Source organism: Streptomyces tubercidicus (assembly GCF_027497495.1).
Lineage (GTDB): Bacteria > Actinomycetota > Actinomycetes > Streptomycetales > Streptomycetaceae > Streptomyces > Streptomyces tubercidicus.
Map to the genome: position 1 here is coordinate 5,324,841 of NZ_CP114205.1, position 21,879 is coordinate 5,346,719.

The 21,879-nt window shown below is 71.8% G+C and carries 17 protein-coding genes; 13 read left to right on the forward strand and 4 right to left on the reverse strand.

The genetic code is table 11. The features are described from left to right. Positions 1–34: 34 nt before the first annotated feature. The 6 genes from STRTU_RS23195 (at position 35) to STRTU_RS23220 (ending at position 8,924) form a co-directional block, all read left to right on the forward strand. Entirely contained in the window at positions 35–1,528 is a 1,494-nt protein-coding gene (locus tag STRTU_RS23195; RefSeq protein ID WP_159745804.1) for a CoA-acylating methylmalonate-semialdehyde dehydrogenase, read from the forward strand. A 163-nt stretch (positions 1,529–1,691) separates the two neighbouring features. Next, entirely contained in the window at positions 1,692–2,813 is a 1,122-nt protein-coding gene (locus STRTU_RS23200) for a hypothetical protein (RefSeq protein ID WP_246241099.1), read from the forward strand. A 253-nt stretch (positions 2,814–3,066) separates the two neighbouring features. Further along, positions 3,067–3,663 (forward strand): GNAT family N-acetyltransferase, encoded by a 597-nt coding sequence (locus STRTU_RS23205; protein WP_167539194.1) that lies wholly within the window; start codon positions 3,067–3,069, stop codon positions 3,661–3,663. A 291-nt stretch (positions 3,664–3,954) separates the two neighbouring features. Further along, complete coding sequence (locus tag STRTU_RS23210; RefSeq protein ID WP_246241452.1) at positions 3,955–5,148, forward strand: sensor histidine kinase; 1,194 nt, start codon at positions 3,955–3,957, stop codon at positions 5,146–5,148. A 213-nt stretch (positions 5,149–5,361) separates the two neighbouring features. Continuing rightward, on the forward strand, positions 5,362–8,064 hold the full coding sequence (locus tag STRTU_RS23215) for an alpha/beta fold hydrolase (RefSeq protein WP_159745808.1): 2,703 nt from the start codon (positions 5,362–5,364) through the stop codon (positions 8,062–8,064). Next, positions 8,061–8,924, forward strand: a complete 864-nt coding sequence (locus tag STRTU_RS23220; protein WP_159745810.1) for an ABC transporter permease — start codon at positions 8,061–8,063, stop codon at positions 8,922–8,924. The genes STRTU_RS23215 and STRTU_RS23220 overlap by 4 nt, the downstream gene beginning before the upstream one ends. A 50-nt stretch (positions 8,925–8,974) precedes the next feature. Here STRTU_RS23220 and STRTU_RS23225 read toward each other — a convergent pair whose 3' ends face one another. After that, on the reverse strand, positions 8,975–9,985 hold the full coding sequence (locus STRTU_RS23225; protein ID WP_159745813.1) for an alpha/beta hydrolase: 1,011 nt from the start codon (positions 9,983–9,985) through the stop codon (positions 8,975–8,977). Between the two features lie 266 nt (positions 9,986–10,251). On the opposite strand from STRTU_RS23225, the gene STRTU_RS23230 reads away from it, so the two are divergent. The 3 genes from STRTU_RS23230 to STRTU_RS23240 all read left to right on the forward strand — a co-directional run bounded on the left by STRTU_RS23230 (position 10,252) and on the right by STRTU_RS23240 (position 14,941). Continuing rightward, a complete protein-coding gene (locus tag STRTU_RS23230) occupies positions 10,252–12,396 on the forward strand; it encodes an FUSC family protein (RefSeq protein WP_159745815.1) in 2,145 nt (714 codons plus the stop codon). Positions 12,397–12,566: 170 nt separating this feature from the next. Beyond that, the gene (gene mreB / locus STRTU_RS23235) at positions 12,567–13,646 is read left to right on the forward strand and encodes a rod shape-determining protein (RefSeq protein WP_159745817.1); all 1,080 of its coding nucleotides are present in this window, start codon (positions 12,567–12,569) and stop codon (positions 13,644–13,646) included. Positions 13,647–13,882: 236 nt separating this feature from the next. Then, positions 13,883–14,941, forward strand: a complete 1,059-nt coding sequence (locus STRTU_RS23240; protein WP_159745819.1) for an alpha/beta fold hydrolase — start codon at positions 13,883–13,885, stop codon at positions 14,939–14,941. Between the two features lie 144 nt (positions 14,942–15,085). Here STRTU_RS23240 and STRTU_RS23245 read toward each other — a convergent pair whose 3' ends face one another. Both STRTU_RS23245 and STRTU_RS23250 read right to left on the reverse strand, forming a co-directional pair. After that, entirely contained in the window at positions 15,086–15,337 is a 252-nt protein-coding gene (locus tag STRTU_RS23245; protein WP_159745821.1) for a hypothetical protein, read from the reverse strand. Between the two features lie 103 nt (positions 15,338–15,440). Further along, complete coding sequence (locus tag STRTU_RS23250) at positions 15,441–16,199, reverse strand: DUF4232 domain-containing protein (RefSeq protein WP_159745823.1); 759 nt, start codon at positions 16,197–16,199, stop codon at positions 15,441–15,443. A gap of 596 nt (positions 16,200–16,795) precedes the next feature. Between STRTU_RS23250 and STRTU_RS23255 the strand changes: the two genes are divergently transcribed. Then, positions 16,796–17,614, forward strand: a complete 819-nt coding sequence (locus STRTU_RS23255) for an IPT/TIG domain-containing protein (RefSeq protein ID WP_159745825.1) — start codon at positions 16,796–16,798, stop codon at positions 17,612–17,614. Positions 17,615–17,709: 95 nt separating this feature from the next. Here STRTU_RS23255 and STRTU_RS23260 read toward each other — a convergent pair whose 3' ends face one another. Then, positions 17,710–18,759, reverse strand: coding sequence for a tyrosine-type recombinase/integrase (locus STRTU_RS23260; RefSeq protein ID WP_246241102.1), 1,050 nt, complete (start codon positions 18,757–18,759; stop codon positions 17,710–17,712). 704 nt (positions 18,760–19,463) lie between these two features. On the opposite strand from STRTU_RS23260, the gene STRTU_RS23265 reads away from it, so the two are divergent. The 3 genes from STRTU_RS23265 (at position 19,464) to STRTU_RS23275 (ending at position 21,851) form a co-directional block, all read left to right on the forward strand. Then, positions 19,464–19,988, forward strand: a complete 525-nt coding sequence (locus tag STRTU_RS23265) for a hypothetical protein (RefSeq protein WP_159745827.1) — start codon at positions 19,464–19,466, stop codon at positions 19,986–19,988. Positions 19,989–20,230: 242 nt separating this feature from the next. Continuing rightward, on the forward strand, positions 20,231–20,437 hold the full coding sequence (locus tag STRTU_RS23270) for a DUF5988 family protein (protein WP_246241105.1): 207 nt from the start codon (positions 20,231–20,233) through the stop codon (positions 20,435–20,437). Positions 20,438–20,516: 79 nt separating this feature from the next. Continuing rightward, complete coding sequence (locus STRTU_RS23275; RefSeq protein WP_159745829.1) at positions 20,517–21,851, forward strand: beta-ketoacyl synthase N-terminal-like domain-containing protein; 1,335 nt, start codon at positions 20,517–20,519, stop codon at positions 21,849–21,851. Positions 21,852–21,879: the final 28 nt, after the last annotated feature.

Below are 21,879 nucleotides of genomic sequence, written 5' to 3' on the forward strand. Positions count from 1 at the left end.
CAGCCCGAAGTCGTCAGCCCAGAAAGGCCCCCGCATGAACACCATCAGCCACTGGATCGGCGGCAAGCCCGTCGAGGGCGTCTCCGGCAACTTCGGGCCGGTCTACAACCCGGCCACCGGCGCCCAGGAGAAGCAGGTCGCCTTCGCCTCGGCCGACGAGGTCGACGCGGCCGTCCGCGCGGCCAAGGAAGCCTTCAGGACCTGGGGCACCAGCTCCTTGGCCAAGCGCACCTCGGTGCTGTTCAAGTACCGCGAGCTGCTCGACGCGCACCGCGAGGAGATCGCCCGGCTGATCACCGCCGAGCACGGCAAGGTGCACTCCGACGCGCTCGGCGAGGTCGCCCGCGGTCTGGAGATCGTGGAGCTGGCCTGCGGCATCCCGGAGAAGCTCAAGGGCGAGCTGTCCACCCAGGTCTCCACCCGGGTCGATGTGGCGGCGATCCGCCAGTCGCTCGGTGTGGTCGCCGGCATCACGCCGTTCAACTTCCCGGCGATGGTGCCGATGTGGATGTTCCCGCTGGCCATCGCCTGCGGTAACACCTTCGTTCTCAAGCCGAGCGAGAAGGTACCCAGCGCGGCCTTCAAGCTCGCCGAGCTGGCCGCCGAGGCGGGGCTGCCCGACGGTGTGCTCAATGTCGTCAACGGCGACAAGGTGGCGGTCGACGCCATCCTGGAGCACCCGGACATCGCCGCGGTCTCGTTCGTCGGCTCCACCCCCATCGCCCGTTACATCCACACCACCGGCACCGCCAACGGCAAGCGGGTGCAGGCGCTGGGCGGCGCCAAGAACCACATGCTGGTGCTGCCGGACGCGGACCTCGACCTGGCCGCGGACTCCGCGATCAACGCCGCGTACGGCTCGGCCGGTGAGCGCTGCATGGCGATCTCCGTCGTCGTGGCCGTCGGGGAGACCGCCGACCCGCTGATCGGCAAGATCAAGGAGCGCGCCGACCAGCTGCGGATCGGCCCCGGCGACGACCCGGCCTCCGAGATGGGCCCGCTGATCACCAAGGTGCACCGCGACAAGGTCGCCTCGTACGTCACGGGCGCCGCGGCCCAGGGCGCCGATGTCGTCATCGACGGCACCGGCTACACCGTCGAGGGCTACGAGGACGGGCACTGGATCGGCATCTCCCTCCTGGACAACGTCACGCCCGAGATGGACGCCTACCGCGACGAGATCTTCGGCCCGGTGCTGTCCGTGGTCCGTGTCGAGACCTACGACGAGGCCATCGCGCTGATGAACAACTCGCCGTGGGGCAACGGCACCGCGATCTTCACCCGGGACGGCGGCGCGGCCCGCCGCTTCCAGATGGAGATCGAGGCCGGCATGGTCGGCGTGAACGTGCCGATCCCGGTGCCGGTCGGCTACCACTCCTTCGGTGGCTGGAAGGACTCGCTCTTCGGCGACCACCACATCTACGGCAACGACGGCGTGCACTTCTACACCCGCGGCAAGGTCGTCACCACCCGCTGGCCGGACCCGTCCGACGGCGGTATCAACCTGGGCTTCCCCAGCAACCACTGAGGATGCCCTGACGGACCCCCGGCCGGATTCCCGTCGGCCGGGGGTCCGTCATGTCCGGGACGCCGTCTGCGCGACCGTGCGGAACCCCAGGTCCGGGGGAGACCGCGGACCGGTGCGTTGCTACCGTGCTCCCTCGCAGCGCACGACACAACCGGGGGACGAAATGCACCGATCCATGGCGCTCGCCAAGGGTGCCCGCATCACTGGCGGGGTTTTCTGCCTGCTGTTCTTCTTTTTCACCCTCACCTGGATCGTGGTCGACCTCAGCACCTTCGGCCCCGACGGGGTCTGGGAATACTGGACGCTGCAGAGCCCCGGCGGCGTCAACCAGGTCACCAACTCCCTGCACTTCGGGCTGGCCCTGGTCCAGCTGGCGGCGGCGCTGACGGCGTTCGCGGGGCAGCGGGTGGCGGGCGGACTGCTGGCCGTCGCCACCACCCTGACCTTCGGCACCGCGATGCAGGCACTCGTCAGCGTCGGCAACCACACCAGCGACGACCGCTGGTTCCGGCACGCCGAAACGGGCACCTCGACCTTCGACGGCGTCTTCCTCAGCAGCCTGGGGCTGTTCCCGCTGACCCTGATCGCGGGCGTCGTGCTGCTCGCCGGGATGCGTTCCTGGCCGAGCCGGAAGCCCAGCGACCCGCCGGTGCGCCCGGCCAAAACGGCCGGTGTGGTGGCCGGTCTGGTGCTCGGCGCGATGGTGCTGATCAACCTGGTCTGGCAGGGCTACATGCTGGTGGAGGGCGGCAGCGAATTCTTCGACCTGTTCTACCTCGGCAAGGGCGCCCTCGGCGCGCTGCTGGGCCTGTCCTCCGGCTGGGTCTCCCTGCTCTTCCTCGCGCTGACCGCGCCGGCCGCGCTGAACAGCCTGCTGCGCGGCTCCGCGGCCCGCGGGCTGGCTATCGGGCTGGCGGTGGTGCTGCTGCCCAGTGCCCTGATGTCGGTGCTCGGGATGGCCCTCAACGGCACCCTGTTCGAGCTGTCCGGCGACGTGCCGGGCATGAGCATCATCAACCACATCCAGATGGCGCTGGACCTGTTCGGGTCGGTGGTCCTGCTGGCCGTCATGGGCCGCGGTGAGCCGGTCGCCCCCGCCTGGTACCCGCCGTCGCAGGCCCCGCAGTTCGCCGCCCCCGGCTTCGTGCCGCCGGGCGGGCCGCAGGCCGCGCCGTTCTGGCAGCCGCCCGCCGGGCCGGTGCCCCCGGTCAGCGGCCCGCCGATGCCGCCGCCCGGCACCCCGCCGCAGCCCCCGCAGGGCGGGTTCGGACCGCCGCAGTACTGACCGGGCGGACGGCCGCCGGGGCCGTACGCGGAAAACAACTGCGGGCGGTGGCCCGCTGGTTGGTACGGTGCGGCGGCGCGTGTCCGCGCGCGCTCACTGCCGGACGAGGGAGGTTGATGAATATGGCCCGCCAGACGCCTCATCAGCATGCCCTTGTCCGGGCCGCCGCCTGAGCGGGACACCCGTGCGGGACGCCTGAGCGTCCGCCGTCCCGAGCGCGGCCCGGTCGTCGACGAACGACCAGGAGTGACGCGTGTCTTCCTCTTCTGCTTTCTTTCCTTCCTCTTCTTCTTCCGCTTCTTCCGGTTCTTCCGGTTCTTCCGGTGCGGATCTGCGCACCGCGCGGCTGCTGCTGCGGCCGTGGTCCGACGGTGAGCTGGCCGCCGTGCTCGACGGGACGCGGCAGCCGCACTGGGCCGCGGACTTTCCCGACGACGGTGACCGGGTGATCGCCGGGTTCACCGCCGGAAACCCCGATGCGCGCGGGGTGTACGGCCAGCGGCAGATTCTTGAACGGGACGGCGGCCACGTGGTCGGCGCCATCGGGCTGTTCTGGCCGCCGCGTGACGGAGCGGTGGAGTTCGGCTACGGCGTCGTGCCGTCCCGGCGGGGCTGTGGCTATGCCGCCGAGGCCGCGCGCGCCATGGCGGCGTTCGCCCTCGCGGCGCCGGGTGTGCACACCGTGTGCGCGGACGTGGAGCTGTCGAACCCGGCGTCCTGCCGGGTCCTGGAGAAGGCCGGGCTGGTGCGCTGGAGCAGCGATGACCAGCTGGCGCGGTACCGGCTGACGACGCGGGAAGCGGCACCGGAACCGGTACAGGAACCGGCACCGGAACCGGCTGACGGCTAGCCGGGGCAGGGGGCATGGGCCGGTAGCTGAGCCGTTGCTTACTGCCGGTTTATGACCCCTTTGTGCAGGATGGATACCGCTGGCAACTGTCCTGTGCCTTAAGGCATCTGAGGAAGGATCAGTCGTGCGTACACCCCTTGCCCCGGTAACCGCCGCGGTGCCCGCTTCGCCGGGCCCTCGGGGCTGATCGCCTTGGCCCCCACTTCCCAGGCGCCCGCCTCCCAGGCCCCCGCCTCCCAGGCCCCCGCCTCCCAGGCCCCCGCGCCGCCGGTCCCGCCGTCGGCGCCCCCTGTGAGCCCCGCACCACCGCGTCGTCCGCCGCCGTGGCTGCGCCCGACCATCCGGATACGGCTGACGCTGCTCTACGGCGGCATGTTCCTGGTGGCCGGGGTCGTCCTGCTCACGCTCATCTACTTCCTGGCGGCCCACACCCTCAAGGAGGGCACCCCGGAGTTCCGGGTCATCGGCACCAACCTCCGGGTCGGCAACGTCAGTTGTCCCGGCCTGCCGTCGGTCGGCACGGTCGATGAGATCAACGCGGCGATCGGCGACTGCCTCCGCGGCCGGCGTGAACTGGCGCTGCGCGCCTTCCTGAACCACTCCCTGGCCGTGCTGCTGGGTTTGACGGTGGTGGCGTTCGCGTTCGGTTATGCGATGGCGGGGCGGGTGTTGTCGCCGTTGGGGCGGATTACGCGGACGGCGCAGCGGGTGGCGGGTTCGGATTTGCATCGTCGGATTGAGCTGGGGGGTCCGGATGATGAGTTGAAGGAGCTGGCGGACACGTTTGATCAGATGCTGGATCGGTTGGATCGGGCGTTTGAGTCGCAGCGGCGGTTCGTGGCGAATGCGTCGCATGAGTTGCGGACGCCGTTGGCGATCAATCGGACGTTGTTGGAGGTGCAGCTGGCGGATCCGGGGGCGTCGCCGGAGTTGGTGCAGTTGGGGAAGACGTTGCTGGCGACGAATGAGCGCAGTGAGCAGTTGGTGGAGGGGTTGTTGCTGTTGGCGCGCAGTGAGAACCGGGTGGTGGACAAGAAGCCGGTGGATCTGGCGGAGGTGGCGTCGCAGGCGGTAGATCAGTCGCGGGAGGAGGCGCAGGCCAAGGGGGTGGCGCTGGGTGGGGCGCGGGCGCAGGTGTTTGTACAGGGGAACGGGGTGTTGTTGGAGCGGATCGCGTTGAATTTGGTGCAGAACGCGGTGCGGTACAACGTGGCGGAGGGGGGTTGGGTGGAGGTGGTCACGGAGCCGCAGCCGGGGTGTGCGGTGTTGGTGGTGGCCAATACGGGGCCGGTGGTGCCGGCGTATGAGGTGGAGAATCTGTTTGAGCCGTTCCGGCGGTTGCGGACGGAGCGGACCGGGAGTGACAAGGGTGTGGGGCTGGGGTTGTCGATCGTGCGGTCGGTGGTGCGGGCGCATGACGGGAGCATCACGGCTCAGCCGCGGGAGGGTGGCGGTCTGGTGATGCGGGTCGTCCTGCCGCTCTGACGCAGGCCGGGGCGCCGGGCGATCCCACCCGCAGGGCAGGCCACCGGCCCGGCCCCGGCCCGGCTCGGATGGCAGGACCCGGCCTCCGGCCCGGTACCCCCGCCCCGTACCGCGTCCGTCGTACAAGGCGGGCGCACCCTACTCCCCAGGGAGGCGGCCGGGTTCCGCCCGGGGTACCGGCCGCCCGTCCCGGCCCCTCCCTAGGATTCACGTATGGATCTGCGAGGTATCCGACTGCGCGGCCGACGCTGGTACGCCGCCGCGGGCGCGCTGGCCGTCCTCATAGGAGGCGGCAGCTGGGCGGCCGCCTCCTCGGACGCCGCGCCCGCCGTCCACCGCACGGACCGGCTGATGACGATGCCGGAGAAGCCCGGCAGCACGAAGAAGGTGCGGATCGACACCTCCTTCTTCACGGCGCGGGGCGGCTCCGGCGGGCGGCGGCCCGCGGTGCTGCTCGCGCACGGCTTCGGCGCCAGCAAGGCGAACCTCCGCCCCCAGGCCGAGCGGCTGGCCCGGGACGGCTACGCCGTACTGACCTGGTCGGCGCGCGGCTTCGGGAAGTCCACCGGCAAGATCGGGCTGAACGATCCGGACGGCGAGGTCGCCGATGCCCGCCGGCTGATCGACTGGCTGGCCAAGCGCCCCGAAGTGCAGCTCGACAAGGCCGGTGACCCCCGGGTGGGGATGGCCGGCGGCTCCTACGGCGGGGCGATCTCGCTGCTGACGGCCGGCCACGACCGGCGCGTCGACGCCCTTGCCCCGCAGATCACCTACTGGAACCTCGCCGACGCCCTCTTCCCGCACGGGGTGTTCAAGAAGCTGTGGGCCGGGATCTTCTTCACCACCGGCTCGGCGGGCGCCCCCACCGGCTCCGCCGGGCCCGCGCCCACCACGTCCGGGGGCTGCGGGCGCTTCGAGCCCGCGCTGTGCCGGATGTACGAGCGGGTCGCCGTCCACGGCAAGCCGGACGACGCGGCCCGTGACCTCCTGGCGGGCCGCAGCCCGTCCGCCGTCGGCGACCGCATCAAGGTGCCGACGCTGCTCATGCAGGGCCAGACCGACTCGCTGTTCCCGCTCGACCAGTCCGACGCCCTGTACCGGCAGCTCCGCAAGAACGGGGCGCCGGTCGGCGTCGACTGGATCTCCGGCGGGCACGACGGCGGGGACCGGGAGGCCGCCCGCCTGGAGGGGCGGACGAAGACCTGGTTCGACCGCTACCTCAAGGGCCACAAGCACGCCGACACCGGGCCCGGGTTCCGGATCAGCCGCAGCGGGGGAGTGGACTCCACCAACGGCGCGGTGCGGCTGCGCGGCGCGAGCGCGGACCGCTACGCCGGACTGGACCACGACCCCCGGCGGATCCCGCTGACCGGCCGTCCGCAGACCTTCAGCAACCCGCCCGGCGCCGGACCCCCGGCGATCTCCGCGGTGCCCGGGGTGGGCGCGCTCGGCAACCTCTCCTCGCTCGGCGCGGGCGGGCTGTCCCTGGACTTCCCCGGCCAGTACGCCCGTTTCGAATCGGCGCCGCTGCGCAGCCCCGTCCATCTCACCGGCAGCCCCACCGCCACCGTCCATGTGCGGTCCGACTCCCCGGACGCGGTGTTCTTCGCCAAGGTCTACGACGTGGCCCCGGACGGCCGCCGCCAGGTGCTGCCGTCCCAGCTCGTCACCCCGTACCGGATCAAGGACGCCCACGACGGGCGGACCGTGCGGCTCCGGATGCCCGCCGTCGACCATGACTTCGCGGCCGGTCACCGGCTGCGGCTGGTGCTCTCCGCCACCGACCTCGGCTATGCGTCACCGGCCGAACCCGCCCGCTACACCGTCTCCTTGAAGGGCGGCACGCTCAGCGTGCCCACCGTGCCCGAGGTGCGCAGCGCCGCCGCCCCGCTGCCCGCCTGGACCTGGGCGCTGCCCGCCGCGGCCGCGGCGGTGGCCGCGCTGCTGCTGCTCACCGCCCGCCGCCGGATCACGGCCCCCGCGCCCGACCCCGCGCTCGACGGGGTGCCGCTCCAGATCAGCGAGCTGAGCAAGCGGTACGCCAAGTCCGCCGCCCGGTATGCCGTACGGGAGCTGTCCTTCCGCGTCGAGAAGGGGCAGGTGCTGGGTCTGCTGGGGCCCAACGGCGCGGGCAAGACCACCACCCTGCGGATGCTGATGGGGCTGATCACGCCCGACGAGGGGGAGATCAGGGTCTTCGGGCACGCCATCCGGCCGGGCGCCCCGGTGCTGTCGCGGGTCGGCGCGTTCGTGGAGGGCCCCGGTTTCCTGCCGCATCTGTCCGGCCGCGCCAACCTCGACCTGTACTGGCAGGCCACCGGCCGTCCCGCCGCCGACGCGCACCTCGACGAGGCGCTGGAGATCGCCGGTCTCGGCGACGCCCTGCAACGCGCCGTGCGCACCTACTCCCAGGGCATGCGGCAGCGCCTCGCCCTGGCCCAGGCCATGCTGGGCCTGCCGGATCTGCTGATCCTCGACGAGCCGACGAACGGGCTCGACCCGCCGCAGATCCGGGAGATGCGGGACGTGATGATCCGCTACGCCGCCGCCGGACGCACCGTCATCGTCTCCAGCCATCTGCTGTCCGAGGTCGAACAGAGCTGTACCCATCTGGTCGTCATGGACCGCGGCCGGCTGGTGCAGGCCGGTCCGGTCGCCGAGATCGTCGGTTCCGGCGACACCCTGCTGGTCGGGGTCGCGGAGGAGGTCGGTGACGCGGTGGTGGAGAAGGTGGCCGCGCTGCCGGGCGTCGTCTCGGCCGTACGCGCCGAGGGCGGTCTGCTGGTACGGCTGGACGGCCTCGGTACACCCCAACTGCTCGCCGAACTCCTCCGGCTGGAGGTCCCGGTGGACCGCGTCGGCCCGCACCGCCGCCTGGAGGACGCCTTCCTCACCCTGATCGGAGGGGACCGATGACCGCGACCCCCACGGCGGCACGGGCGCCGGGCTACCGCCCGCGCCGCACCCTCCCGCTGCGCGTCGAGGCCCGGCGCCAGCTGCGGCGCCGCCGCACACTGGTGATCGCTGCCGTCCTGGCGCTGCTGCCGTTCGTGCTGGTGGCGGCGTTCGCGATCGGCGGTGACCCGGAAGGCCGCGGCAACGGCCGGATCACGCTGATGGACGGGGCGACCGCGTCCGGCGGCAACTTCGCCGCGACCGCGCTGTTCGTCTCCGCGGGCTTTCTGCTGGTGGTGCCGGTGGCGCTGTTCTGCGGGGACACCGTCGCGTCGGAGGCGAGCTGGTCGTCGCTGCGCTATCTGCTCGCCGCGCCGGTGCCACGGGCCCGGCTGCTGCTGAGCAAGCTCACCGTCGGGCTGCTGTTCAGCGCCGCCGCGATGCTGCTGCTGCCGCTGGTCGCGCTGGCCGTGGGCAGCGCCGCGTACGGCTGGGGGCCGCTGCAACTGCCCACCGGCGGTGCGCTGTCCGCGGGCGAGGCGGTGCCGCGGCTGGCCGTCGTGGTCGGCTACCTCTTCGTCAGCCAGCTGGTCACCGCGGCCCTGGCGTTCTGGCTGTCGACGGTGACCGACGCGCCGCTGGGCGCGGTCGGCGGTGCCGTCGGGCTGACCATCGTCGGCAATGTCCTCGATCAGGTCACCGCCCTCGGCGCCTGGCGGAATGTGCTGCCGGCGCACTGGCAGTACTCCTGGGTGGACGCCCTCCAGCCCCGGATGGAGTGGTCCGGGATGATCCAGGGCTTGGCGGTCTCGGTGGCGTACGCCCTGGTGCTGGGCGCGCTGGCGTTCCGGGGGTTCGCGCGCAAGGACGTGGTGTCGTGACGGCGGGGTGACCGGGGCAGGGGTGCCTTGCCGCCCCGGGGCCGCCCCCGTCAGGCCGTCGGCCCCTGCATCCGCGCGCTGACCCAGCGCATCGTGCCCTCGCCCAGGCCCCGTACGTAGGTCGCCGCGCTGTGGGTGCCGTCCGGCACGATCTGCAGCCGGGTGTGCAGCGGACCGTGCCCGTACTGCGCGAGGAACGTCCGGACCTTCGGCAGCACGGTGTGCTCCCGGGACCCGTCCTGGAAGGCGAGGTAGACATCCGGTCCGCCGCGCGTCATCAGGCGGCGGGCCAGGACCTCCGGGTTGTTCTCCTGCTCCTCCTTGGCGTGGCCCTTCCACAGCGGTGAGTCGGGCACGATGTCCGGCCCGTTGGGTATCGCCACCTCGAAGGTGTCCGGGTGCTGGAGCACGTTCTTCAGCGCCGCGAAGCCGCCCGACGAGGAGCCCATGATCGCCCAGGCGTCGCGGGTCTTGAGGGTGCGGAAGTTCTGCCGTACGAGGTCGGGCACGTCCTGGCTGAGCCAGGTGCCGATCTTCGGGTGGCCCGGTATGTCGCTGCCGTCGTAGTAGTGCTTGTCATCGGGGTTGAGCACCGGCATGACGACGATGAAGGGCAGGCTGCTGCCGTTCTCCGACCACTGGGCCAGGTGCTCCTGGAGCGCCAGGTCGGTGCCGCTCCAGTAGTTGACGGGGTAGCCGTACGAACCGGGCAGCGCCTCCATCACCGGGAAGCCCTTGCGGGCGTTGCGCTTGTCGTAGTACTCCGGCGGCGCCCAGACCCAGACCTTGCCGGTGAAGCCGGACTTCGGCCCGTGCAGGGTGGTCACCCCGATCGGGGTGTTCCGGCCGGCCCCGCCGACCCGGCTCGCCTCGTCGAAGCTGATCGGCTTCGTGGGCCACTGCACCAGCGAGCGCTTTCCGGGCGGGCCTTCGTGCAGCGCGCGGTTGGCCTGGGTGCTGCCGGACCGTACGGGGGAGGTGCTGGAGCCGCAGCCGGCCGTGGCGGCGAGGACGGTCAGGCTGATCAGCGCGATCACCGGACGGAACAGGGCTTTGTGCACGGGACTCTCCTTGCCGGACACCCGGGACTCGTCCCGGTTGTGGAACAAGAGGAAGCGGCACGGCTTCCGGTTTCCCCGCCGGGATGTCGGCTTCCTCGCACCGGCCGCCCGGGATGTCGGCATCGCCTTGGTGACCTGGGACGTTGTGTGCGGGGACGAAAGGTCGCCTTTACCAGGATTTTCCCGGTGGACGGGGCGGGACGCGGGGTGCGGAGCCCGCTCCGGCCATACCGGAACCCCTGCCTCCGGCCCCGTATCCTCTCGCCATGACCTGGTCGCGTGCGCTCAAGGAGGCCGCCCGCTCGGGGCTGACCATCGAGCGGACCAAGCTCACCCCACTGATCGCGATCCGTGGCTCGGCCGGCGTCGCCATCGTCATCGGGCTGTGCCTGTGGCTCGGCGACCCGGCGCTGGCGGTCTCCTCCGCCTTCGGCGCGTTCTCCTCCGGCATCGTCACCTTCCAGCGCAGCATGCGGCCGCGGCCGGTGCTCGCACTCGCCGTCGCGGGCGCGCTGGCGGTCTCCACCTTCCTCGGCTATCTGGCCGCCGCCCATGTCGTCGCCTTCGTCCTGCTGCTGGCCGGCTGGACCTTCCTGGCGGGCATGGCCTGGGCGATCGGCCCGGTCTCCGGGCTGGCCGGCACCCAGACCGTGGCGATCATGCTGGTCACCGTCACCCTGCCGACCTCCGTCCTGGGCGCGGCGGAACACGCCGCCCTGATCTTCTTCGGCGGCCTCGTCCAGGCGACCCTCATCGTGGTCTTCCCGGTCCGCCCCTGGGGCGTTCAGCGCGATGCGCTCGCCGACGCCCTGGCCGACGAGGCGGACTACGCCCGGCGGCTGCGGCACGACCCGGTGGCCCCCTTCGACCCGGCGCCCCTGATGGACGCCCGCCTCGCCTCGGCCGTGACGCCGCGTCAGGCCCGGCGCCGCCCCGTCCAGCTGCACGGGCCCCGCGGCCTGGCCGAACGCGTCCGGCCGGTGCTCGCCTCCCTCGCCGACCCGGTCGTCGGCGCCCCGCTGGAAGGCCCCGAACGTGACCGGGCCCGCGAACTGCTGGGCGCCGCGGCCACCGTCCTGGACGCCGTCGCCCATGCCGTACGGCACGCCCGGCCGGTCCGGCTGCCCCCCGAGGCGATGGCCACCCTCGAAGTCCCGGCGACCGGCCCGATGCTGCACGGGGCCGCCCGCCGCTCCGCCTACCGCCTGATCGCCCTGCTCGCCGACGCCGTGGAACTCACCGATGAGCCGGTCGAGGCCACCCGCCCCACCACCGAGGCCGAACGCGGCCATCTGCTGCGCCCCAGCGTCCCCAAGCTGGTCCCCGGCGCCCTGCGCGCCCTGCACCGCGAGGCCCGCTGGACCTCGCACATCTTCCGGCACGCCCTCCGGGTCGCCGCGGTCGCCGCGGCCGGCTATCTGCTGGGCACCGCGCTGCCGTTCGGCCACGGCTACTGGGCGCCGCTCGCCTCCGTCATGGTGATGCGCCCCGACTTCGCGCAGACCTACTCCCGCGGCGTCGCCCGCTTCAGCGGCACGCTCGTCGGCGTCGGCATCGCGGGGGCGCTGATGGCCGTGGCGCACCCGGGCATGTACGTCAGCGCCGGGCTGGCCGTGGTCTGCGTCGGGCTGATGTATCTGCTGATGCGCACCGGCTTCTCGGTGACCTCGGCGTGTGTGGCCGCCTATGTCGTCTTCCTGCTCGGTATCGCCGGCGCCGGCTGGGAACAGACCGTCCAGGAACGTGTGGTGCTCACCCTGCTGGGCGGGCTGCTCGCGATGCTGTCGTACGCGCTGTTCCCCGCCTGGGAGACCCCCAAGCTGCGCGACCGCCTCGCCGCATGGCTCGCGGCCAACGGGCAGTACGCGCTGGCCGTGTTCGACCTCTACGCCACGCCCGCCGAACGCCGCCCCCGGCAGGTCCGCGACGCCCTGCTGGACTCCCGGGCCGCCCGCGCCGCCTGGGAGGAGAGCGAGGCCCGCGCCGAGAAGGAGCCCGTACGCCACCGTGGTCTCTCGCCCGCCTCGGCGAAGGCGGCCGGGGCCGCGCTCGGCACCATGGGCCGGGTCACCATGATCCTGGAGGTCCATCTCCCCGAACGGGACGCCGCGTCCTCCCCGGGCGCCACCGCGTTCGCCTTCGAGCTGCGGGACTCCCTGGAGGAGGCCACCCGGGCCGTACGGGAACGGGGCGAATTGAACTGGAGCGCGCTGCGGGCCGTATGGGAGAGATGGGACGCGGAGGACGAGAACCGCGGTGTCGCGCTGCGCGTCGCGGATCTGCTCCTCGACGCGCTCGACGACCTCGCCGAGGCACTGTCCGCGGAGCCGGAGCCGGAGCCGGAGCCGGAACTGGAGCCGGATGCGGACAGCGGGGCGGCGCACGGCACGGAGGAGAACAGCGGCCGGTGAACGAGAGGGGGCGCGGCGGGCAACGAGAGGGAGGCGCCGTGGGGAACCATTCCGGGTCCCCGGTAGTCTTAACAGTTGCCCGCATTGAACACTATTGGTCGCCCATGGGGTTGTCTGCAGCGCAATGCCCCAGGAACCCGCCCCGTCGCGAGAGAGCACACGAACTCCCCATGGCCTCCAGCACTTCGCCCGGTACATACGACATAGGCATCGACCTCGGCACGGCCAACACCCTGGTGTACGCCCGCGGTAAGGGCGTGGTGCTGAACGAGCCGTCCGTTGTCGCGGTCAACGCCGCCGGAGCGGTGATCGCCGTGGGCGAGGAGGCCAAGCGGACCATCGGCCGCACCCCCTCCGGGATCACCGCGATGCGCCCGCTCCGCGAAGGTGTCATCGCCGACTTCGACGCCGCCGAGCAGATGCTCCGCGCCCTGATGAAGAAGGCGCTGCCCAGCCGCCGTTTCTCCCGGCCGCGGGTCGTCATCTGCGTCCCCTCCGGCATCACCGGTGTCGAACGGCGCGCGGTCATCGACTCCGCCCGGGGCGCCGGTGCCCGCGAAGTGCACCTGATCGAGGAGCCGATGGCCGCCGCGATCGGCGCCGGCCTCCCGGTGAGCGAGCCGGTCGGCTGCATGGTGGTCGACATCGGCGGCGGCACGACCGAGGTCGCCGTGGTCTCCATGGGCGGCCTGGTCACCGCCCAGTCCGTACGGGTCGCCGGGGACGCCCTGGACGCCGCCGTCAGCTCCTACATCAAGAAGAAGCACTCCCTGGACATCGGTGAGCGCACCGCCGAGGACATCAAGATCGCCATCGGCTCGGCGGTCTGGACCCCGGTCGACGTGGACGAGGACGGCGAACCCGAGCGCCCGTCCACCTACACGGTCCGCGGCCGCGACCACGTCAACGGCCTGCCCCGCATCCAGGAGATCACCGAGGAGGAGATCCGCGAGGCACTGGCCGAACCGGTCGACGCGATCGTCCGCGCCGTCCACCGCACCCTCGACGACTGCCCCCCGGAGCTCTCCGGCGACATCGTCGAGCACGGCATCGCCCTGACCGGCGGCGGCGCCCTGCTCCGCGGCCTGGACCGGCGGCTGCGCCAGGAGATGGGCGTCCCGGTCCGGGTCGCCGACGAGCCCCTGGACTGTGTCGTCAACGGCACCGCCAAGTGCGTCGACGAATTCGCCGGCCTGCACGGCCTGCTGACGGGCGCCAAGGAGCAGCCGCGGAAGACGGTGCGGCTGTAGGGAGGCGCGGGGCACGCGCAAGGAGGGCGCGAGAAGGGGCGGACGGGCCAACCCGGAGCCCGCGAGCGCGATTTGCCGATCCGGCAAGAACCCTCGCGCCCGCCGCACCGGCCACGTCATGATCGGGACGGAGCGGTCAGGGGCCACGGCGCGGCACGACGACTCGTCGGCACCGCCGTCCCCCGCACCGCCCCCGCCCTCACCAGCGCGGCCGTACTCGCCCCAGGAGGAAACACATGCCGCAGCCCGCCGAGACGACGACGCCCACGACGCCCACGACGCCCCCACCCCCGCAAGAGCAGGCCCCGGCGGCGACCCACCGCACGGTAGAGGTCCCCGGCGGCCGCATCCACCTGGTGGAGCAGGGCACCGGACCGCTCGTCCTGCTGGTCCACGGATTCCCCGAGTCGTGGTACTCGTGGCGCCACCAGCTCCCGGCCCTCGCCGCGGCGGGCTACCGGGCGGTCGCCATCGACGTACGCGGCTACGGACGCTCCTCGAAGCCCCGCGACGTGGCGGCCTACCGGATGCTGGCCCATGTCGCCGACAACGCCGCCGTGGTGCGCGCCCTCGGCGAGGAGACCGCCGTCATCGCGGGCCACGACTGGGGCTCACCCATCGCCGCCAACTCGGCGCTGCTGCGGCCCGATGTCTTCACCGCTGTGGCGCTGCTCAGCGTGCCGTACACGCCGCGCGGCGGGCCCCGGCCCAGCGAGGCGTTCGCGCGGATCGGCGGCGACGAGGAGTTCTACGTCAGCTACTTCCAGGAGCCGGGCCGGGCGGAAGCGGAGATCGAACCCGATGTCCGCGGCTGGCTCGCCGGTCTCTACGCGGGTCTCTCGGGCGACGCCGAGCCCACCTCCGGCCTCGGCCTCTTCGCCGTGGCCCCGGGCGGAAAGATGTCCGACCGCTTCCCCGCAGGCCCGCCCCGGCCGCTGTCCTGGCTCACCGAAGCCGATCTCGACTTCTACGCCGCAGAGTTCGAGCGGACCGGCCTGACCGGCGGCCTCAACCGCTACCGCAACGTCGACCGCGACTGGGAGGACCTCGCCGCCTGGGACGGCGCCCCGCTCACCCAGCCCGCCCTCTTCATCGCCGGTGAACACGACGCCTCCACCGACTGGATGGCCAACGCCGTCAAGGCGTTCCCCCACACCCTCCCCGCCCTCTCCGCCGCCCACTTCCTCGACGGCTGCGGCCACTGGGTCCAACAGGAAAACCCCGACGAGGTCAACCGACTCCTCGTCGACTGGCTGCGCGGGCTGCCTGCGGCGGCGGTGCGGGCGAAGGGCTAGCCGCCGCTCCGCGTCCGGCTCATATAGGCCGCCAGGCCGTCCAGGATCCGCTCCAGGCCGAACGCTGCGCTGACGGCCGCTCCGCCTGCACGCCGACTGCCCCGGTGTGGCATCACACCGGGGCAGCGGGCTTGCTTGGCGCGGTCAGCGGTTGAAGATCGGCATGATTTCCTTGCTGTCGTCGCACCAGACCTCGTGGTACCCGTTCGCCTGGGCGTTCGGGAGTTCCTTCGCTTCGCACTCCGCCTTCGAGGGGTACTTGTCGGCGCCGACGGGGATCCAGCCGTCGCCGGGCGGCGGGGCGGCGGAGGCGGTGGCGGCGGTCAGCGGAATCGCGATCGCCGCGGCACCGACGGCCAGGCCGACACGGAGGCGAGTGTTCCAGGACGACTTCATGGGTTTCTCCTTAGCTTGTCTTTCGCGTGCTGAGCCGGTCCCGCTCTGAGCTGGTCCGGCTCAGAGAGGTTCCGGGCGCATGTTCCGGACAGTGCCGGGCCGGTCAGCCGATCGGGTTGACGAAGGTGCCCGGGTGGGTGGCGCCGCGCTGGTCGACGAGCGTGCCGAAGGGCCACTCGATGGTGATCGACTTGGTCTCGTTGGGCGGCGTGACCTCGGCCCGTGCGGGCTGGTAGAAGCCGGTGTCTTCCTTGGTCATCGCGACATTGATTTTGAAGTCGGTGCTGTCGCCCGGCGCCAGGGTGATCGAGCCGTGCTTGGCCGACGAGCGGGCCAGCGACCAGCGCTCGCCGCCGTTCTCGGATGTGAAGTCCACGCCTGCGAAGCCTCCGATCACGCAGCTGCTGCTGCCCTTGTTGGTCAGTACGACACTGGCCGTCGACGTGCCGTCCTCGTCCGGGACCGCGTCCTCGCCCGTGGCGAACGCGGCCTTCAGGCCGGAGGTGTGGCAGCGCTGGGCGCCCGAGCCCGCCTTGCCGCCGTTGGCGGCCGACGCGCCGCCCGACTGCTTGCCCGCGCCGCCCGACTGCTTGCCCGCGCTGTCCGAGTCGCCCGCCTTTGCGTCGGACTTGGCGCCGGAGCCGGCCTTGGCATCGGAGCTCTGCGACCCGGAAGAGGAACCCGTGCCGCCGGACTCGGCGGCGGCCATGCCCTTGTCCGACTGGCCCGCGGGCTTCACCTCGTCGGCGCCCGAGCCGTTGCAGGCGGTCAGGGTGAGACCGGCGACCGCGGTCAGGGCCGCGGCGGCGGTGCGCACGGTGCGGCGGCGGCGAGCGGTGCGGGCTGTGGTGCAGGAGCTCATTTCGGGTCCCCCCAGGACGGTTGATGTCGCGCTTTCCTCGGTACGTCACCCACTCTGCTCGGGGCCGCTATCGCGAGCCTGCCGCGGCGCTAACGTCCGGCTAACACGGTGGTGAGCAGGGGAAATGCGCCTGAGGTGCAGTCAAGTCGTCGGTGATTCCAGGGACGTTGAGACGACACGGCCAAGTCCGGGCAGTCCAGGGAGAGTTCGGGGCGCGGGCCGGAGCTACGAGGGCGCCGCCCCCGCTCGCGTAGTGAAATACCTGTCCTGCGCGCTGCGCCGATCGGGTGCTCCGGGGTCAACGCGATTGCCCGGTGGCAACTCTTCTGGGTTACTGGTGAGGCCTGGTCGGTGGGCCGTCCATCCCCCTCGGGTTTCCGTAGTCGGCCCGCCCACCGGTCCTCTTCGCCGGAGGGCTGTGCAGGACGGCCAGGAGCGCGACGGCCCCCGTACCGCCCGGTGTGAGCCGGCCACGGTGCGCCCGTCCGCGTCGTCCTCCTGTGCGGCCGGCTGCTGCCAAGTGCTCGGGTTCCGGCTTGTGTGCCACGACTGCCACGAGCGGGCCGAGCAAGAGCTCACACAGCAGGAGGACCGTCATGACCACACCCACACTCCCACCCGCGCTCCCGCCCCTGCCGTTGCCGGCCGGGCCGGTGCTGCTCGGCGTGGTCCCGGCCTCGGGGCCGGCCGCGGGCGGCAACACGGTGCAGCTGGTCGGCCTCGGCCTGGGAGGCGCCACCAGCGTCCTCTTCGGGGGTACCTCGGCGACCGTCGTCGGCCAGGACCCGCTGGGCCTGACCGTCACGGTGCTCGCCCCGGCGCACGCCGCGGGTACCGTACAGGTCACCGTCACCAACGCGGCCGGTACCAGCAACCCGGCGTCGTACCTCTATCTCGCGCCGGGCGTTCCGGTGGCCGCGGCCATCACCCCCAACGAGGGCCCGACCGCGGGCGGTCAGCCGTTCGCCCTCGTCGGCTCGAACCTCCAGGGCGGCACCGTCACCATCGGCGGCAACGCGGCGACCGTGCTGGGCACGGACCCCACCGGCAGCGCGCTGTTCGGTGTCGCTCCGGCCGGGCCTCCCGCCGGGGGCAATGTGCCGGTCGTGGTGACCACCGCGGGCGGCACCGCCACCGTCCCGGGCGGCTACACCTACCTGCCGCTGCCTCCGACGGTCACCGGAACGGTCACACCGTCGTCCGGGTCCGCGGGCGGCGCGTTCACCATCGTCGGCACCAACCTCTTCGGCGCGAGCGTGCTCTTCGGGGCCGCTCCCGCCACCGGGGTGACGGTGAATCCGACCGGTACCACGGTGACCGGCACCGTCCCGGCCGGTACCAGCGGGACGACGGTGCAGGTGACCGTCCAGACCGCGGCCGGCAGCGTCAACGCCGGGTCGTTCACCTACCTGTGAGCGCCCGCACCCCTGGATGACGGTCCGGGGCGCGGCACTTGAGATCCACCGCCCGCGCCGTCCCCGGCCGGACCCGGCCGGGCAGCCCGGCACCGTCACTCCGCGGAGGGACGCAGGAAAACGGTTCGGCCCCCGCCCGTACGCCGGGCGGGGGCCGAACTCACCGGTCGCTCCCCCGGGCTCTGCGCGGGGAGGCGGAGCCCGTCAGGGGGCAGATAGCGCCGGGTGTCCTGCGGGGGCCGCCCGGCGGCGCCGCACAGCAGCGGCAGCGGGAGCCCGGCGTCCGCCATCCATGTCAGGCCCGTGTGGCGCAGATCCTGGCGCCGGAGGTACTCATGCCCGAGCTCGTCCACCACGTCGTCCCAGTACGTCGCGTCCCGCAGCGCCGCGGCGGTGAACCGGCTCCGGTGCGGGCCGCTGAACAGCCGGGCCTGCGGCCGGTGCCGCGCCGTCTCCAGCCGTCCGGCGGCCAGCTCCCGGGCGGCGGGGCGCAGCGGCACCACCCGGTGATGTCTGCCTCTGCACGGGCGGTCGTGCAGCCCTTCCGGCTCGGACACGGTGAAGTGCTGGACCTGCCAGGTCCAGGTGCTCAGATCGATGTCCTGCGCCTGGAGGGCGGACACCTCGCTGAAGCGGGTACCGGTCCAGGCGGCGAACCGGACGATGTCGCCCCAGCCCGCGTAGCCGTCGGAGGACCGCTGGACGAGGGCGGTCGCCAGCCGCTCCAGGGCGACCGCGTCGGGCAGCGCCAGCGACCGCGGCGTGCTGCGCTCGGTCTGCGCACGCTGGTACTCCTGCTGCCAGCCGGCCACCCGGGCCGGATTGGCGTCCAGCACCCCGTCCCGGACCGCCTGTTCCAGGACGCGGACGAGGACGGCCAGGCTGTTCTTCACCGTTGACAGACCGCATTCGTCGGCGATCCAGCAGTGCAGCGCGCGGTTGACGACCCGGCGGGTGACCTTGCGTACGAGGACATGGCCGATGCTGGGCACGACGCGCAGCCGCCACCCGGCCTGGTAGGGGGACATGGTCAGGGTTTCCAGGCCGTGCATCGCGGCTGCCCACCGCTGTTCCCCGTAGGCGGCCAGTGACATCGTGTGGGTGTCGGTACCGGGCGGAATCCGGCACCCGACGCTATTGTTCATTATCGAATCACCCTTGTCTGCTGGGAAGTTATTCGGCCGGGGGAGGCGCTGGCGCGATTTCGTCCAAAAGGCCGGGCTCCGCCGCACAGACGGTCCGCGCCGGCGGCCCTTTTGTGGATCACTCACCGGTGCCGGAGTATGGCGACGCACCTCCAACTCGCTTATGGACAACGGAAGATACGGGACGGCGTAGGCTATGCCGTGGCCGAAGTGGTTTCCATTGTCACCATCAGCGGCGGCCGGTGGCGGTCGGCTATTGACAGCGCACCGGTTCCCGCTGTGTTCCACACACAAGAATGACAAGCGGAGAGCTTGCTGCTGCACACGGTTCTACAGGGCGATCAAGCCGGAGCAGTGAGCAATCAAACGCTGAGTCGGTCATGAGTGGAATAAAGGCATCTTTCAAGGCCATTGCGCAAGTTGGTACGAGTTTCCGCTATTCGCGCTGCTCCGAACGGGTGGCCTTATCGGTTGACTGTTGTAGCCCGCCGAGCCGCATGGATAACTAGTCGCATCCAACCGGTGGGCCGCCCATCCTCTCCGGGGAGCGGCACCTGGCCTACCCGTTGGCCCGGCCCAGCGCCTGGTTGCGGTCAGACCGAGATGCCGTATGGGCGTCCCCGGTAGAGGGTTTTGGATCCGTCAGCCGGTGCCGGCACCTCGGCACCGGCTGATCGGCCCCCACATTCGGATCAGGGGGCGTCATGCGAACCATTTCCACCCTTCGCTGGGTCAACGGCGTAGGTGCCTTGATCCCGGCCCGCACCGCGACCGCACCGGAACGCGTCCGGTCCGGCGGTGACCTGAGTCTCCCGATCCCGTTGCCGGACGAGGAATCCGCGCCCGTTTCCGCGGCCGTCCCGGCACCCGCGTCCGGCACCGCCCCCTCGGCGCCGGCGCCGCACCGTACCCACCCGCTCCGCACTCCGCACGGCAACGGAAGTGCGCAGGCCACGCGCCGGCGCACCACCACCGCGGCGCTCCCGGCGGGACGGTGCCCCCTCTCCGTCCACGGGGAGCCCGCCGGGTCCGCATTCCCTTGTGCCGACGGCGATATCGCCCGGACCAAGGGTGTGCATTCCGCCGTCCCGGCCCCGGTGAAAGGGAATTGCGGTATCCGCGGCGCAGGCCGCTCCCTCCGCAACGGAAGCGTGACGATGACCGCCGCCCGTGTCACCGGCACCCGTCCCGCCGTATATCTCGCGGCGGAATTCAGTAACCAGGTCTGAGCGGGCCGGCAGCCCGCAGCCCGCCCCTGGCGCCGCCGGGACCATAACGGTCTCCGTTTCCGCCGCGCCGCACCTTCGTCGACGACCCCACGTCGCCGCCGCCGCTCCATCCGCCTTGGCCGGTCCGGCAGTTGTCATCCGCCGCCACCGGTCCCGCAGTGATCTGCCATCAGGTCCCCCCACCTCATCTCTGAAGCCTGCCCCCCACCCCACCCACTGCGACAGAACAACCGGAGAACAGTATGGCGAAAAGAAGAATGGTGATCCTCGTCGACGGGCCCGAGGGAAATGCCCTGCCGGAGCACATGCGCGACGACGCCGGCGATCCGATAAGGCTCCTCCGCGGCAACGGCTACGAACGTTTCGAATTCTACGGCGAATACGCGGACTTGGGCGGTCAACAGGTCCCGGTCTACCGCTGGTGTTACCGCACACGAATCGCCGAGTAGGCGCGGTGCGTCCGGCAGAAGAAAGCGAAGTGCAGAGGAGAACGAACATGTTGAACCTCGTGAGGGACGGAGTTCTGTCATGAACCAACGGTCCGGGAACTCCGGAGAACGAAACAGAGACCGCGATGCGGTGGTGACCGGCGTCGGATTCTGTCTGCCCGGCGGCACGGAGCCCGTGTTCACCGCCGATGACATGTGGGCGGTGATCTCCAACGGCCGGTCCTGCCTCAAGCGGGACGAGGTCTACTACGGCTCGGTCGATCTCACCCAGGAGATGTTCGACGAACGCCTCCCGGATGTGCCGCCGTTCTTCTCCGCCCACTACACCTCGGCACACCGCTTCGGCCTGGTGTCGATGGCGGAGGCCACCACCGATGCCGGGCTGACCTTCCATGGCGGTGCCCTGAGCGAGGCCGCCATCCTGGTCGGCCGCGGCGGTGTCGACGCGAACATCGAAAGCTATCTCTCGGTGCTCAGCGCCGACCCCGGCAAGACCAGCGCACCGGACGCCATGGAGCTGTTCGTCGCGGCCGAACAAGCCGTGACACCCTCCGATGTCGCCCTGGTCCAGGCGGCGCTGACGCAGTCCAACGGCCCCTGCTACACCGTCTCGTGCGGCTGCGCCTCGTCCGCCGTACAGATCGGCAACGCCCGGCGGATGATCGCCCAGGGCGAGGTCGAGGTCGCGGTGGTGACCGGCGTCGACGTCTTCAACGTCCACCTCATCCAGAACATCGAGCGGCTGCTGAGCGGCGCCCAGCAGACCTACGACGGCCTCCGCACCACCGGAATGCCGGAGCTGCTGCCGTCCTTCCGCTCCCTGATGCGGCCCTACGACCGGCGGGCGGACTGCATCAACCACGGTGAGGGCGCCGCCACGGTGATCCTGGAGAGCCGGGAGCACGCCGCCCGCCGCGGTGCGCACATGTACGGCCAGGTGCTGGCCACCGCCCTGACCCGGGACGGGCTGGCCAACCCGCTCGCCTCCGACGAGACCGGCGCCGAGCTGGTCGCGGGCGTCCGCCGCTGCCTCGGTGACCGCTGGCGGATCGAGGATGTGCCGTACGTCCACGGCGGCAGCGACGGCAACATCGTCGTCACCGCCTTCGAGGCGGCCGCCATCCGGGAGCTGTACGGACCCGAGAGCGATGTGCTGGTCACGTCCCAGGAGGGCTGCTTCGGCCACAACGGCGCACCGGCCGGCTGCATGGGCGTCGCCATGACGCTGATGATGATGGAGCGGGGGCAGGTCTGCCCCACCGCCAACTGCGAACAGCCGGCCGACGGGCTGCCCTTCGACCCCGTCCCCGGCGTGCGGCCCCGCCCGCTCGACTTCGACTACGCGCTGAGCTTCAACTACCAGGTCGGCGGTGTGAAGAACGCCATCCTCCTCGGCAGTCCGGAAGCCGTGTGACCACGGGCAGATCACCTCCCACATACGG